The following is a 14,351-nucleotide window of genomic DNA, read 5'->3' on the forward strand; positions in this document are numbered from 1 at the left end:
AAACCGGCAGCCTCGCCCAGACCCGCCGCTTCGCCATGGGCCCCCGTCCAGCCGTGGGCCGTCTCATCCCGCGCCCCCCTCGCGTTCGCCGCCGCTTCGGACGTCGCCCATCCTGCCCCGCACGGCGTTGCGCCATCCGCGCGTTGCGTACGAGCGTCCGAAACACCCGCCTCACGAGGCGACCGCTACCTCAGGATCCGCAACCTCGCAACACAAAGCCCCGACCGCAACGGCGGTCGGGGCCTGCTCAGTATCGGATGTCGGTGCTCACGAACCCGTGGGCACGGAGTCAGTCGCCTCCGTCCACAGATCCTGCTCGGCGCGATCCGCCTGGATCTGGCGGTACACGAGGAGCCCGCCGATGGCGGCCAGTGCGACCAGGAGAAGCTTCTTCACCGCGCGACCTCGTCTTTCCTTGACGTAGGGGACCTCTGGCGCCCGACTATACACACCGGCCGATACCGATCGGTGACCTGCGTGGGCCGTCAACTCTCTGCACTTTCTCGCCCTTCATGCGTCCATCCGAGTGGTGTTCATCCGAAGAACGACGCGCCACGAGCGTCGGTCCACCACTTCGCGGGGCTCATACACATCATGAGCAAAGTACGCAAATCGCCCAACCCGAAAGTGAGGGGCCATGGACCAGCACAAGGTCGTCAAGCTGTGGACCGCCATCGTCACCGCCTTCCTCGCGCTCTGCACGGCGCTCGGACTCATCACCACCACGGCCGGGGCGGCCAGCGCCGCGTCGCAGTCGGACAAGGCATCCAAGAGCACCAGCACCCGACTCCGGGCGCTACCGGAACAGGCGACGTCCTCTCCATGGTCCAGGACCCATCTTCGGTCCCTGCCCCCCACGATGAAGCAGCGGATCCGGGCCGAGGCCCACGGAAAGTCCCCCAGCTGCCGGCACCGCCCGCTGGGCGACTCCCCCTCGCTGGCCACCGATCCGCAGTGCGCCCCCGCCGAACCACCGGCCCGCCCCACCATTCCCCTCCAGCGCTGACAGCGCCGGCCCGGCACCGCCGGGCCCCCACCAACCCGCACCCATTGACGTAACGGCGAACTGCGTACAGCATCTCCGGAACCGAAACCCACGAAGATCCCCGGTCATCCCCGACCGGGGATCTTCGCGTTTCCCCGCGGTCGCGGCCCCGCACCGCCGCGTCCGTCACCCCACATCGCCACGTCGGTACCCCGCACCGCCGTGTCAGTGGCCGTGTCAGCGGCGTGACAGTCGGGTGTCAGGGCCGGCGAGGACGGTGGGGACATGAAAAGTTCCGCGATCGCAGTCTCAGGGCTGCGCAAGGCATACGGCGACAAGGCCGTGCTCGACGGCATCGACTTCGAGGTCGCCGCGGGAACCGTCTTCTCCCTGCTCGGCCCCAACGGGGCGGGCAAGACGACGACGGTGAACGTTCTGGCGACCCTGCTGAGGGCCGACGCCGGGACGGTCCTCGTCGCCGGCCACGACGTGGCGACCGCGACCAGGCAGGTGCGCGCGGCCATCGGCGTGACCGGCCAGTTCGCCGCGGTGGACGATCTGCTGACCGGCAGGGAGAACCTGCGGCTGATGGCGGACCTGAAGCGCGTGCCCTCCGGTGACCGCGTGGTCACGGGGCTGCTCGAACGGTTCGACCTGGTGGAGTCGGCGGACAGGACGGTCTCGGCCTACTCCGGCGGTATGCGCCGGAAGCTGGACCTGGCGATGACCCTGGTCGGCAGGCCGCGGATCATCTTCCTGGACGAGCCGACGACGGGCCTCGACCCGCGCAGCAGGCGCACGATGTGGGGGATCGTCCGCGAACTGGTGGCCGAAGGCACCACCGTCTTCCTCACCACCCAGTACCTCGAGGAAGCCGACCAGCTCGCCGACCGGATCGCGGTGCTCGACCAGGGCCGTCTCGTCGCCCAGGGCACCCCCGACGAGCTCAAGCGCCGGATCCCCGGCACCCACGTCCGGCTCCGGTTCGCCGACCTCGACGAACTCGACACGGCGGCGCGGATCCTGACCGGGGCCACCCGCGACGACCAGGAGCTGATCCTGCGGGTGCCCAGCGACGGTGAGTCGAGGTCGCTGCGGGCCCTGCTTGACCGGCTCGACGAACACATGATCAACGCCCAGGAGTTCTCCGTGCACACACCGGACCTCGACGACGTCTTCCTCGCCCTGACCGGGCGCACGAGCGCGGAGGTGATCGCACAGTGAGCACCGTCTCGACAGCGTTCTGCGACTCGGCGATCATGCTGCGCCGCAACTTCAAGCACACGGTCCGCAACCCGGTCACGGTATTCAACGCGATCCTGTTCCCGGTCGTGATGATGCTCATGTTCGTCTACGTGTTCGGCGGCGCCTTCAAGGTCCAGGGCAGGTACGTGGACTACGCGGTGCCGGGCCTGCTCGTGATGGCCATCAGTTACGGGCTGGGAGCGACCGCGACGGCCGTGAACGACGACATGACGAAGGGCGTCATCAACCGGTTCAAGGCCATGGACGTCTCCCGCGGCGCCGTGCTGACCGGTCATGTCGTCGCCACGACGGTGCGCGGACTGATCGCCGACGCGGTCATCCTCGGTGTCGGCTTCGCGATGGGCTTCCGTTCGGATGCGAGCCTCCTCGACTGGCTCGCCGCGATCGGCGTCATGCTGCTGCTCGGGTTCGGGGCGAGCTGGCTCACGGTCGCCATGGGACTGGCCGCCAAGACCGTGGAGTCGGCGGGCATGGCCACCGTTCCACTGATCATGCTGCCGTTCCTGAGCAGCGCGTTCGTCCCCGCGGACACGATGGGGACCGGAGTGCGGCAGTTCGCGGAGTACCAGCCCTTCACCCCGGTCATCGAGACGCTGCGCGGGCTGCTTTCGGGCCACCACGCGTCGGCCGGCGACATGTTCGCGGCCCTCGCCTGGTGCGTCGGGTTCGCGGTCGTCGGATACGTCTGGGCGGTCTCGACGTTCAAGAAGCGAGCGTGACATCGACCAGCTCGGACCAGCTGGTCCGCGCGCCCTCCCGGGCCGCCTCGGCGAACCGCGCGTCGCCGAGGCGGCGCCGTGCGGTCTGCTCGATCCGGGCCACGTCCGGGTGGGAGCGGTCCTGCAGCCCGCGTATGCCCGCGCTCGCCGCGAGCAGCCGCGCGGCCTGCGCGTGCTCGCCGCGGCGCAGGGCCAGGTCCGCCACCCCGACGAGCACGTACGCGATCAGCGGCGCGTTCCCCGCCTCACGGGCCGCCTCGCAGGCCGCCGCACGGTGCGCCCGGACCTCGCCGAGGTCGTCGGCGAGGTAGCCGAGCAGATCGTGCCTGGCCGCGCGGATGTACGCCTGCTCCGCCTCGTCGCCCAACACGGCCGTGGCGACGCCGAGTTGCCTGTGCGCCTCCTCCGCGTCGCCGCCCAGCCGGGCGAGTCCCGCCCTGGTGAGGGCCAGCTCGGCCAGCGCGTCCGGCCAGGCGACCCGCTCCGCGTACCGCTGCGCCTCGGCGACGGCGGCCGCTCCGGCGTCCTCGTCGCCCAGCAGCCAGTACAGCTGGGCCTGCCGCGACCGCATCCGGATGACGTCCTCGGTGGCGCCGACCTCGGTGACGACCGCGATCGCCTGCTCGTAGTGCTCGCACGCACCGGCGAAGTCGCCGCGCGCGGCGATCCGGTCCGCCAGCTCGGTCCGGGCGAACGAGATCCCGAACCGCTCGCCCAGTGCCAGGAACTCGGCGAGCGCCGTCTCCAGGTACGCGTCCGCGTCCGGCCCGCCCTGGCCGAGCATGATCCGCATCTTGCCCAGGTGCAGCCGGGCCAGCGCCCGCACCCAGGGGTCCTCGTTGCCGAGCAGCGGTTCCCACGCGGGCACGAACGCGGTGGGCTCCCGCAACAGGCGTTCCAGCGCGGCGACCGGCCCCAGCAGCGGAGAGCGGCTCCGGCTGCGCCGGCCGAGCCGGTGCGCCTCGCGGATCCACTCCGCCGCCTGGCGCTCGTCGCCCCGCCCGGAGCTCGCGAACAGCACGATCAGCGCGTACACCAACGCGCGGACCTCGTCGGTCGCCTCGCCGGGCGTCCTGGCCGCCGCGGTGAGCAGTTCGAGGCCCTCGGTCCGGTGCCCGCCGAGCCACCAGTACCAGCCCGCGCCGGCCGCGAGCCGCATCGCCGCCTGCGCCTCGCCCGCGGCGAGCGCGCCGCGCATCGCCGCGCCAATGTTGTCGTGCTCGGCCTCGAGCCCGGCGAGCCACTCCAGTTGCTCGGCGCGGCGCAGATGCGGCTCCGCGGTCTCGGCGAGCTCGGTGAAGAAGGCCAGGTGCGCGCGGCGCGCCCGGTCCGGTTCCCCCGCCTCCGCGAGCCGGTGCCGTGCGTACTCCTTGATCGTGCCGGTCATGCGGTAGCGAGGGGCGCCGCCGCCCTCGGCGAGGAGCAGCGACTTCTCGGTCAGCGCGGTCAGCAGCTCGAGCACCTGTCCCTGCTCCACCGCGTCGCCCGCGCAGACCCGTTCGGCCGCCTCCAGGCTCGCCCCGCCGGAGAACACCGCCAGCCTGCGCAGGACCACCCGCTCGGCGTGGGTGAGCAGCTCCCAGCTCCAGTCGACGGCCGCACGCAGCGTCCTGTGCCGCGGCAGCGCGGTGCGGCTGCCGCCGGTCAGCAGGCGGAACCGGTCGTCGAGCCGGCCCGCGAGCTGCTCGATGGACATGGAGCGCAACCGGGCCGCGGCCAGTTCGATCGCCAGCGGCACCCCGTCCAGTGCACGGCAGACGCGCGCCATCGTCGCCAGCGTGCGGGCGTCGGCCGCGAGATCCGGGCGGACCGCGCCGGCCCGGTCCCGCAGCAGTCGTACGGCGGACGACGACTCGATCTCACCCGGGTCCGCGTCAGCCTCCGGCAGGGCCAGCGGCTCGACCGGCCACAACGCCTCCCCGGTGATGCCGAGCGGTTCCCGGCTCGTCGCCAGGATCCGCAGCCGCCGGCACTCGCCGAGCACCCGGTGGGCGAAGACCGCCGCCGCCTCGATCACATGCTCGCAGTTGTCCAGGACCAGCAGCGCCTCCCGTTCGCGGATCGCGGCGACGATCCGGTCCGTCGGCTCCGCGTTCGGGGTCCCGCCGAGCAGAGCGTCCCGCAGGCCCAGCCCGGCGAGCGTCGACTGCGCCACGTCGGCCACGCCGCCGCCGGCGCGGACGGCGGCGAGCTCCACCAGCCAGGCCCCGTCCGGCAGATCGCCGAGCAGGGTGCGCGCGGTCTCCGTGGCCAGCCTGGTCTTGCCCGAACCGCCCGGCCCGATCAGCGTGGTGAGCCGGTGTTCGGCGATGAGGCCGCGCACCGCGGTGACATCGGCGCCCCTGCCGACGAAGGAGGTCAGCTCGGCGCGCAGGTTCGTCCTGCGGCTCTCCTCCCGCCGTCCCAGCTCGCCCCGCAACAGCGCGACGTGCAGCGCGGCCAGCTCCGGCGAGGGGTCGGCGCCCAGCGCGTCGGCCAGAGCCTCCCTCGCGCGCTGGTACACCAGCAGTGCCTCGTTGTCGCGTCCGGCCGCGGCGAGGGCGCGCATCAGCGCGGCGGCGAGCCGCTCGCGCACCGGGTGCGCGGCCACCAGGTCGGTCAGCTCCGCGACCATCTCCGCACCGCGCCCGAGGGCGACCTCGGCGTCGGCCCGCTCCTCCGTGGCGGTCAGGCGCAGTTCCTCGAACCGGACGACCGCGGCGTCGAACGCGGCGCTGTCCTGGAGACCGACGTCCTGCAGGACCGCACCGCGCCACAGCCCGAGGGCCTCCCGCAGCAGCCGTGCCCGCCGGGAGCCGTCCTCGGTGCGGGCCAGACCGGCGGCGACGAGGCGTTCGAACCGTACGGCGTCGACGTCGTCGGGCTCCACCGCCAGCCGGTAGCCGTCCGTCTGCCCCTCGAGCACCCCGTCCGGCAGCAGCTTCCGCAGCCGGGAGACCAGGCGCTGCAAGGCGTTCGTGGCGTCGGCGGGAGGGTGCTCCCCCCAGATCCAGTCGACGAGCGACGCCCTCGGGACCACCTGCCCCGGCCTCAGCGCGAGGGCGACCAGCAGTCCGCGCAGCCGCGCGCCCGGCACGTCGGCCAGGCCGCCGTCGCCCGTGCGAACCTCCAGTGGACCCAGCACCCCGATCTGCACCCGCTGATTTTGCCACCCGCGTGGCGCAGCCGGACCAGCACGGCCAGGCACGTGAATGCGAAAGACCCCCGGCCCATTCGGACCGGGGGTCTTCTCGCTGGTGGGGCTAACAGGATTTGAACCTGTGGCCTCATCCTTATCAGGGATGCGCTCTAACCAACTGAGCTATAGCCCCGCCGCGCTCTGCGGTGTGTCCCGCGCGCTGACTCCTGAAGATTAGCGCACGAGGCGGGCAGTCCCAAAATCGATTGTCGGGGGACCGTCAGCGGACACGTGGAGCGCTTGTCACTCGTCCTCGGCCAGCGTCAGCTCGATGCCGCCGACGAAGCCCGCGGAGAGGTTGTAGATGAACGCTCCGAGGGTCGCCAGGGCCGTCGCCAGGACGACGTCGATGACCGCGATGATCGCCGTGAAGGTCAGGACGTGCGGCAGCGACAGGAAGGACTGCAGGTCGAAGCCGTTCGACTCGTTCGAGCCGGTCGCCTCCGAGATGGTCCCGCCGACCGTCGAGAAGACACCCATGGCGTTCATGACCATCCACAGCACGGCGGCCGCCACGATCGTGCAGATGCCCAGCGCGATGGAGAGCAGGAAGCTGACCTTCATCACCGACCACGGGTCGGCCTTGGCCACGCGCAGCCGCGCCTTGCGGGTGCGCGGCGTCGTCCGGGCGCCCGTGCGCGGGCGGCGCACCGAGCCGGACTGGGCCGCGCCGGGCGCGGCACCCGCGGCCGTGGGGTAGGCCTGCGGCGGGTGGTACGGCCCCGCCGGCTGCTGCGGCTGCCGCTCGCCCGGCAGCGGGGAGGCCGCGCCGTGGCTCTGCCCGCCGGCCTGGGCCTGCGGGCTCTGCGGGCCTCGGGTGTCCGTCACCGTTCCCCCCTGGGATCCATGAGTGTGGGGTGCGTGCGCGTCGGCCGCGGACGGCTTGATCGCCTTCAGGTTGGTCGTGTGCGAATCCGTCGCACGCGCGGCGGAGCCACGGCCGCCGCCGTCCGTCTCCGTACCAGTGGAGGTACCGGCCGATCCGGCGCCCGTGGCTCCGCTCACGATGACTCACTCCTCGTGCCTACTCGGCCGAGGGCGCCTCACCCTCGTCCGTGCCGGTGGTCGCGGCACCCTCGGCGGTCTCGTCCACGGCCACGTCGCCGTCGACCTCCTCCGCCTCGCGTCCCGCCTCGGCGTTGCGTGCGATACCGACCACGGCATCGCGCTTGCCCAGGTTGATCAGTTGGACGCCCATGGTGTCACGGCCCGTCTCCCTGACCTCGTTGACCCGCGTACGGATCACACCGCCCGAGAGCGTGATGGCGAGGATCTCGTCGGTCTCCTCGACCACCAGCGCACCGACCAGCGAACCACGGTCCTCCACGATCTTGGCGGCCTTGATACCGAGGCCACCGCGACCCTGGACGCGGTACTCGTCGACGGCGGTCCGCTTCGCGTACCCGCCGTCCGTGGCAGTGAACACGAACGTACCGGGTCGAACAACATTCATCGAGAGCAGCTCGTCGCCCTCGCGGAAGCTCATGCCCTTCACACCCGAGGTGGCGCGGCCCATGGGACGCAGGGTGTCGTCCGATGCGGTGAACCTGATCGACTGGGCCTTCTTGCTGATCAGCAGCAGATCGTCGTCGGCCGAGACGAGTTCGGCGCCGATCAGTTCGTCATCGATTCCGTTCTCCTGCTCGCGCAGGTTGATCGCGATGACACCACCGGAACGCGGTGAATCGTAATCCTTCAGAGGCGTCTTCTTGACCAGCCCGGCCTTGGTGGCCAGCACCAGGTACGGGGCCGCCTCGTAGTCGCGGATCGCGAGGATCTCGGCGATCGCCTCGTCCGGCTGGAAGGCCAGCAGGTTCGCCACGTGCTGGCCGCGCGCGTCCCGGCCGGCGTCGGGCAGCTCGTAGGCCTTCGCCCGGTACACCCGGCCCTTGTTGGTGAAGAACAGCAGCCAGTGGTGCGTGGTGGAGACGAAGAAGTGGTCGACGATGTCGTCTTCCTTCAGCTTCGTACCGCGTACGCCCTTGCCGCCGCGCTTCTGGGCGCGGTAGTCGTCGGCCTTGGTCCGCTTGATGTAGCCGCCGCGCGTGACCGTGACGACGATGTCCTCCTCGGCGATCAGGTCCTCGATGGACATGTCGCCCTCGTACGGGATCAGCTTGGTCTGGCGGTCGTCGCCGTACTTCTCGACGATCGCGGCCAGCTCCTCGCTGACGATCCCGCGCTGGCGGACCGGGGAGGCCAGGATCTCGTTGTACTCGTTGATCTTCGCCTGGAGCTCGTCGTGCTCCTGGACGATCTTCTGCCGCTCCAGGGCGGCCAGGCGCCGCAGCTGCATCTCGAGGATGGCGTTGGCCTGGATCTCGTCGATCTCCAGGAGCTCCATCAGGCCGCCACGCGCGATCTCGACGGTCTCGCTGCGCCGGATCAGCGCGATGACCTCGTCGATGGCGTCCAGGGCCTTGAGCAGACCGCGCAGGATGTGCGCCCGCTCCTCCGCCTTGCGCAGCCGGAAGCGCGTACGGCGGACGACGACCTCGATCTGGTGCGTCACCCAGTGGCGGATGAACGCGTCCAGGGAGAGGGTGCGCGGCACGCCGTCGACGAGCGCCAGCATGTTGGCGCCGAAGTTCGTCTGCAGGTCGGTGTGCTTGTAGAGGTTGTTCAGGACGACCTTGGCGACCGCGTCCCGCTTCAGCACGATGACCAGGCGCTGACCGGTACGCGACGACGTCTCGTCGCGGACGTCCGCGATGCCGCCGACCTTGCCGTCCTTCACCAGGTCGGCGATCTTCTGGGCGAGATTGTCCGGGTTGACCTGGTACGGCAGCTCGGTGACCACCAGGCACTGGCGGTTCTGGATCTCCTCGACCTCGACGACCGCACGCATGGTGATGGAGCCGCGGCCGGTGCGGTACGCCTCCTCGATGCCCTTGCGGCCGACGACGAGCGCGCCGGTCGGGAAGTCGGGGCCCTTGATGCGCTCCATGAGCGCGTCCAGCAGCTCCTCGTGGGAGACCTCGGGGTTCTCCAGGTACCACTGGGCGCCGGCCGCGACCTCGCGCAGGTTGTGCGGCGGGATGTTGGTCGCCATGCCGACCGCGATACCGGCCGAGCCGTTGATCAGCAGGTTCGGGAAGCGGGCCGGCAGGACGGTGGGCTCCTGGGAGCGGCCGTCGTAGTTGTCCGTGAAGTCGACGGTCTCCTCGTCGATGTCACGGACCATCTCCATCGACAGCGGCGCCATCTTGCACTCGGTGTAGCGCATGGCCGCCGCCGGGTCGTTGCCCGGAGAGCCGAAGTTGCCGTTGGAGTCGACCAACGGCATCCGCATGGACCACGGCTGGGCGAGACGGACCAGCGCGTCGTAGATCGAACTGTCGCCGTGCGGGTGGTAGTTGCCCATGACGTCGCCGACGACGCGAGCGCACTTGTAGAAGCCGCGCTCGGGGCGGTAGCCGCCGTCGTACATGGCGTACAGCACGCGGCGGTGGACGGGCTTGAGGCCGTCGCGGACGTCCGGCAGCGCTCGCGAGACGATGACGGACATCGCGTAGTCGAGGTACGAGCGCTGCATCTCCGTCTCGAGCCCGACGGGCTCGACACGCATCGCGAGTTCGCCGCCCTCTTCAGGGGTGACGGGGGTGTTCTCGTCGGCCATTGCTGGTGAAGGTCCTTCCTGGTGCGGTCAGCTAAGACCGACTCAGATGTCGAGGAAGCGGACGTCCTTGGCGTTGCGCTGGATGAACTGGCGGCGGGCTTCCACGTCCTCACCCATCAGGACCGAGAACAGGTCGTCGGCCTGCGCGGCGTCGTCCAGGGTCACCTGGCCGAGGACCCGGTGTTCCTGGTCCATCGTGGTCACGCGCAGCTCCTCGGCGTTCATCTCGCCGAGACCCTTGAAGCGCTGGATCGAGTCCTCGCGCACGCGCTTGCCGCGCTGGCGGCCCATCTCGATCAGCGCATCGCGCTCGCGGTCCGAGTAGGCGTACTCCACGTCGTCACGGCCCCACTTGATCTTGTACAGCGGGGGACGCGACAGGTACACGTGGCCCGCCTCGACCAGCGGCCGCATGAAGCGGAACAGGAAGGTCAGCAGCAGCGTGCTGATGTGCTGGCCGTCGACGTCGGCGTCCGCCATCAGGATGATCTTGTGATAGCGGAGCTTCTCGATGTCGAAGTCCTCGTGCACACCCGTGCCGAACGCGGAGATCAGCGCCTGGATCTCCTGGTTCTGCAGGATCTTGTCGATGCGCGCCTTCTCGACGTTGAGGATCTTGCCTCGGATCGGGAGGATCGCCTGGTACTCCGGGTTCCGGCCGGACTTGGCCGAGCCGCCGGCGGAGTCACCCTCGACGATGAAGATCTCGCACTTGGTCGGGTCGTTCGACTGGCAGTCGGAGAGCTTGCCCGGCAGGGACGCGGACTCCAGCAGACCCTTGCGGCGGGTCAGGTCACGGGCCTTGCGGGCCGCCACGCGCGCGGTGGCCGCCTGGATGGCCTTGCGGACGATGTCCGCCGCCTCGTTCGGGTTGCGGTCCAGCCAGTCGGTGAGGTGCTCGTAGACCGCCCGCTGCACGAAGGTCTTCGCCTCCGTGTTGCCCAGCTTGGTCTTGGTCTGGCCCTCGAACTGCGGCTCGCTCAGCTTCACCGAGATGATCGCCGTCAGACCCTCGCGGATGTCGTCGCCCGTGAGGTTGTCGTCCTTCTCCCGCAGCAGCTTCTTGTCGCGCGCGTACTTGTTGATCAGGGAGGTCAGCGCGGCGCGGAAGCCCTCCTCGTGCGTACCGCCCTCGTGCGTGTGGATGATGTTGGCGAAGGAGTACACGCCCTCGCTGTAACCGTTGTTCCACTGCATCGCGACCTCGAGGGACAGGCTCTTGTCCTTGTCCTCGGCCTCGAGATCGATGACGGAGGGGTGCACCGGCTCTCCCTTGCGGGAGTTGAGGTACTTCACGAAGTCGACGATGCCGCCCTCGTAGTGGTACGTGACCGACTTGACCTCGGCCTTCTGGTCCGCGCCCGCCTCGTCCGCGCCGGAGGTGGCCTTCGCCGACTCGCGCTCGTCGGTCAGCCTGATCGTCAGGCCCTTGTTCAGGAACGCCATCTCCTGGAAACGCCGCGAGAGCGTCTCGAAGGAGTACTCGGTGGTCTCGAAGATGTCCGGGTCGGCCCAGAACGTCACCGCGGTTCCGGTCTCGTCCGTCGCCTCGTGCTGGGCGAGCGGAGCGGTCGGAACGCCCAGCTTGTAGTCCTGCGTCCAGCGGTGGCCGTCGGTCTTGATGTCGACCGAGACCTTGGTCGACAGGGCGTTGACCACGGAGACGCCGACACCGTGCAGACCACCGGAGACCGCGTAGCCACCGCCGCCGAACTTGCCGCCCGCGTGCAGCACGGTCAGCACGACCTCGACGGCCGGCTTGCCCTCCGAGGGCACGATGCCGACCGGGATGCCACGGCCGTTGTCCACGACGCGCACGCCGCCGTCGGCCAGGATCGTCACATCGATGGTGTCCGCGTGACCGGCCAGCGCCTCGTCGACGGAGTTGTCGACCACCTCGTACACGAGGTGGTGCAGGCCGCGCTCACCGGTCGAACCGATGTACATGCCGGGTCGCTTGCGGACCGCGTCCAGGCCCTCGAGGACGGTGATGGCGCTGGCGTCGTACGAGGCCGTCACCTCACCGTTCGATGAGGTCGAAGAGGCGGCCGGGACAGCGCCGGCGTCGGTGGACGGGATGTTCTCGTTGGGGTTGCCGGAATCGGCCACGAAGCGCCCTTTCTGGCACAGCACGAGCCGGGCTCCTGGGGGTGCCGGAGCGGCTGCGGCATGTTGCGTTGGTAAGCCTTGATCAGCGTTGCTCAGCTTTTCCCGGACGGTCCCCACGTTCGGGGGCGGGATTGGCTTCCAGTCTACCGGTAGCGCCGACAGTGATGGGGGTTTGCCGGTACCTGAGTCCGCATGTGGCGCCCTGAACCGGTCTCCGCCGGGTCCCGATATGCGGAAGGGGGCTCCAAGAGGCTCACAGCGGCACTCAGCGCTTCCGGCCGTCAACCCTTCGCTACTCCAGGGTCAGGTGGCTATTCGCAAGAGCGTGCGGTTGCATGCCGGCCCGTGGCCAGGCGCCCGCCGACCGGCCTCTACGACGGATTTTTGTGAGGTCCGTCACCCGTAGGTGTCGCGGGGCCCGACGCTGCCGGGCGCGCGCAGCGGACCGTACCGACGGGCTCCGCCGCCGGGACCGTTCACCTTGATCAGCCGGACCGCGCCATGGCCCAGGTCCTCGTTGAGACGGGCGACCAGCGTCGGGGCGAGCAGGCGCAGATTGGTCGCCCACGCGGTCGAGTCGCAGCGCACGCTCAGCACCCGCTCGTCCTCGTCGTACTTCTCCGGCTCACAGTGCTTGGCCACGTCCGCGCCGACGATCTGCGGCCAGCGCCCCATCACACCGCCCACCGCGGCCGGGGTCTCCCAGCCGCGCTCGGTGATCAGCCGGTTGATCGCCGAACCCAGCGCCATCGGATCGCGGCCGTCGGCGCGCGCACCCGAGCGCAGCCCGCCGCGCCGTCCCTGCCGCTTCTGCTGCGCCGCGTCCCCCCGCGCGCGTGCCGCCTCCTTCGCCGCGCGCAGCGCCACCCGGGCCAGATCGACACCGGAGGGCTCGGCCGTCTTCGGGGCGTCCTCCTGGGACGGCTTCCGGGGCGAGTCCTCCGGGAACGCCTTCCGGGGCGCCGGGTCGTGCTCGCCGCTCGTACGCGCTCCGCTCATACCCGCTCCACCTCCCCTTCCGACACGGAGAACCGCGTACCCGCCAGCACATGCGGCACGTCGTCGTCCACCGCGGCGGTCACCAGGACCTGCTCACCGGGCGCGACCAGTTCGGCCAGGCGTTCGCGGCGACGGGTGTCCAGCTCGGCGAAGACGTCGTCGAGGATCAGCACCGGCTCGTTGCCCTCGGCGCGCAGCAGGTCGTACGACGCCAGGCGCAGCGCCAGCGCGTAGGACCACGACTCGCCGTGGGAGGCGTATCCCTTCGCGGGCAGCTGCCCCAGCTTGAGCACCAGGTCGTCCCGGTGGGGTCCCACCAGGGTGACGCCCCGCTCGATCTCCTGCTTGCGGGCGTCCGCGAGCGCGGCCATGAGCTGCTCGAACAGGGCCTCGCGCGTGTGTGCCTCGCCGGGCGCGGACGGCTTGTACTCCAGCGCGACCGGGCCGCCCCCGGGCGCCAGCTGCTCGTAGGCCTTGTCGGCCAGCGGCTGCAGCGCGGCGATCAGATCGAGGCGCTGGGCGAGCAGCTCCGCGCCCGCGCGCGCGAGGTGCTGGTCCCACACGTCCAGCGTGGACAGGTCCATGGAACGGCCGCCGTGCCGACGGGCCAGCGCGGCCGACTTCAAAAGCGTGTTGCGCTGCTTGAGGACCCGCTCGTAGTCGGAGCGCACGCCCGCCATGCGCGGGGAACGGGCCGTGATCAGCTCGTCCAGGAAGCGGCGCCGCTCACCGGGGTCGCCCTTGACCAGGGCGAGGTCCTCCGGCGCGAACAGCACGGTCCGTACGATGCCCAGCACGTCACGCGGCCTGACCTGGGACGACCTGTTGATGCGGGCGCGGTTGGCCTTGCCGGGGTTCAGCTCCAGCTCGATCAGCTGCTGCCGCTCACCCTGTCTGACCTGGGCGCGGATCACCGCCCGCTCGACGCCCATGCGCACCAGGGGGGCGTCGGAGGCGACCCGGTGGCTGCCCAGGGTGGCCAGGTAGCCGATCGCCTCGACCAGATTGGTCTTGCCCTGGCCGTTGGGACCGACGAAGGCGGTGACGCCCGGGTCGAGCGGGACCTCGGCCCGGGCGTACGAGCGGAAGTCGGCCAGCGACAGATGCGTGACGTGCATGGTCGTTCGCCGGCCTCCCCCAGCGTTGCGGACCCCCGGACGGTGCCGGGCGGTCCTGGGGCCTGTGGACCCCTGTGGACTACTTCTTCTCTACGGCATGGCCGCCGAACTGGTTGCGCAGCGCGGCGATCATCTTCATCTGCGGCGAGTCCTCCTGGCGGGAGGCGAACCGCGCGAACAGCGAGGCCGTGATCGCGGGCAGCGGCACGGCGTTGTCGATGGCGGCCTCCACGGTCCACCGGCCCTCGCCGGAGTCCTGTGCGTAGCCGCGCAGCTCGCCGAGGTGCTCGTCCTCGTCGAGGGCGTTGACGGCGAGGTCCAGCAGCCAGGAGCGGATGACGGTGCCCTCCTGCCAGGA

General features: G+C 70.6%; 10 protein-coding genes, 1 tRNA gene and 1 pseudogene. 3 read left to right on the forward strand and 9 right to left on the reverse strand.

Annotation, left to right across the window (positions count from 1 at the left end):
- Positions 1-267 precede the first annotated feature (267 nt).
- A complete protein-coding gene (locus tag IE318_RS44790) occupies positions 268-396 on the reverse strand; it encodes a DLW-39 family protein (protein ID WP_003999697.1) in 129 nt (42 codons plus the stop codon).
- 241 nt (positions 397-637) lie between these two features.
- Between IE318_RS44790 and IE318_RS09710 the strand changes: the two genes are divergently transcribed.
- The 3 genes from IE318_RS09710 to IE318_RS09720 all read left to right on the forward strand — a co-directional run bounded on the left by IE318_RS09710 (position 638) and on the right by IE318_RS09720 (position 2,970).
- The gene (locus IE318_RS09710) at positions 638-1,006 is read left to right on the forward strand and encodes a DUF6344 domain-containing protein (protein WP_030181750.1); all 369 of its coding nucleotides are present in this window, start codon (positions 638-640) and stop codon (positions 1,004-1,006) included.
- Between the two features lie 264 nt (positions 1,007-1,270).
- Positions 1,271-2,209, forward strand: coding sequence for an ATP-binding cassette domain-containing protein (locus tag IE318_RS09715; RefSeq protein WP_189898614.1), 939 nt, complete (start codon positions 1,271-1,273; stop codon positions 2,207-2,209).
- Positions 2,206-2,970: an ABC transporter permease gene (locus IE318_RS09720; protein ID WP_189898616.1), complete on the forward strand. Its 765-nt coding sequence runs from the start codon at positions 2,206-2,208 to the stop codon at positions 2,968-2,970. Before IE318_RS09715 ends, IE318_RS09720 begins: the two co-directional genes overlap by 4 nt.
- Here the strand turns inward: IE318_RS09720 and IE318_RS09725 are convergent.
- From IE318_RS09725 to IE318_RS09760, 8 genes and pseudogenes are all read right to left on the reverse strand, one after another.
- On the reverse strand, positions 2,954-6,106 hold the full coding sequence (locus IE318_RS09725) for an AfsR/SARP family transcriptional regulator (protein ID WP_189898618.1): 3,153 nt from the start codon (positions 6,104-6,106) through the stop codon (positions 2,954-2,956). The two genes, IE318_RS09720 and IE318_RS09725, sit on opposite strands and share 17 nt — an antisense overlap.
- A 98-nt stretch (positions 6,107-6,204) precedes the next feature.
- Positions 6,205-6,281 (reverse strand) — tRNA-Ile (locus IE318_RS09730).
- Between the two features lie 110 nt (positions 6,282-6,391).
- Complete coding sequence (locus IE318_RS09735; RefSeq protein ID WP_189898619.1) at positions 6,392-7,153, reverse strand: DUF3566 domain-containing protein; 762 nt, start codon at positions 7,151-7,153, stop codon at positions 6,392-6,394.
- 19 nt (positions 7,154-7,172) lie between these two features.
- Positions 7,173-9,767, reverse strand: coding sequence for a DNA gyrase subunit A (gene gyrA, locus IE318_RS09740; RefSeq protein WP_189898621.1), 2,595 nt, complete (start codon positions 9,765-9,767; stop codon positions 7,173-7,175).
- A 42-nt stretch (positions 9,768-9,809) separates the two neighbouring features.
- Positions 9,810-11,900 carry a DNA topoisomerase (ATP-hydrolyzing) subunit B gene (gene gyrB / locus IE318_RS09745; protein WP_308438560.1) on the reverse strand — a complete coding sequence of 697 codons (2,091 nt, stop codon included), beginning with the start codon at positions 11,898-11,900 and terminating at the stop codon, positions 9,810-9,812.
- 372 nt (positions 11,901-12,272) lie between these two features.
- Positions 12,273-12,875, reverse strand: coding sequence for a DciA family protein (locus tag IE318_RS09750; RefSeq protein ID WP_030181780.1), 603 nt, complete (start codon positions 12,873-12,875; stop codon positions 12,273-12,275).
- Entirely contained in the window at positions 12,872-13,993 is a 1,122-nt protein-coding gene (gene recF / locus IE318_RS09755) for a DNA replication/repair protein RecF (protein ID WP_189898623.1), read from the reverse strand. The genes IE318_RS09750 and recF overlap by 4 nt, the downstream gene beginning before the upstream one ends.
- 79 nt (positions 13,994-14,072) lie before the next feature.
- A pseudogene (locus IE318_RS09760) lies at positions 14,073-14,351 on the reverse strand (6-phosphogluconate dehydrogenase); the annotation flags it as partial.

Source organism: Streptomyces spiralis, assembly GCF_014654675.1.
GTDB classification, from domain to species: Bacteria; Actinomycetota; Actinomycetes; order Streptomycetales; family Streptomycetaceae; genus Streptomyces; species Streptomyces spiralis.

What these genes read in the sequence shown, in the direction of transcription:
- IE318_RS09710 (WP_030181750.1), top strand. Translation starts at nt 638, where the DNA reads ATGGACCAGCACAAGGTCGTCAAGCTGTGGACCGCCATCGTCACCGCC.
- recF (WP_189898623.1), bottom strand. Translation starts at nt 13,993, where the DNA reads ATGCACGTCACGCATCTGTCGCTGGCCGACTTCCGCTCGTACGCCCGG.
- IE318_RS09715 (WP_189898614.1), top strand. Translation starts at nt 1,271, where the DNA reads ATGAAAAGTTCCGCGATCGCAGTCTCAGGGCTGCGCAAGGCATACGGC.
- gyrA (WP_189898621.1), bottom strand. Translation starts at nt 9,767, where the DNA reads ATGGCCGACGAGAACACCCCCGTCACCCCTGAAGAGGGCGGCGAACTC.
- IE318_RS09750 (WP_030181780.1), bottom strand. Translation starts at nt 12,875, where the DNA reads ATGAGCGGAGCGCGTACGAGCGGCGAGCACGACCCGGCGCCCCGGAAG.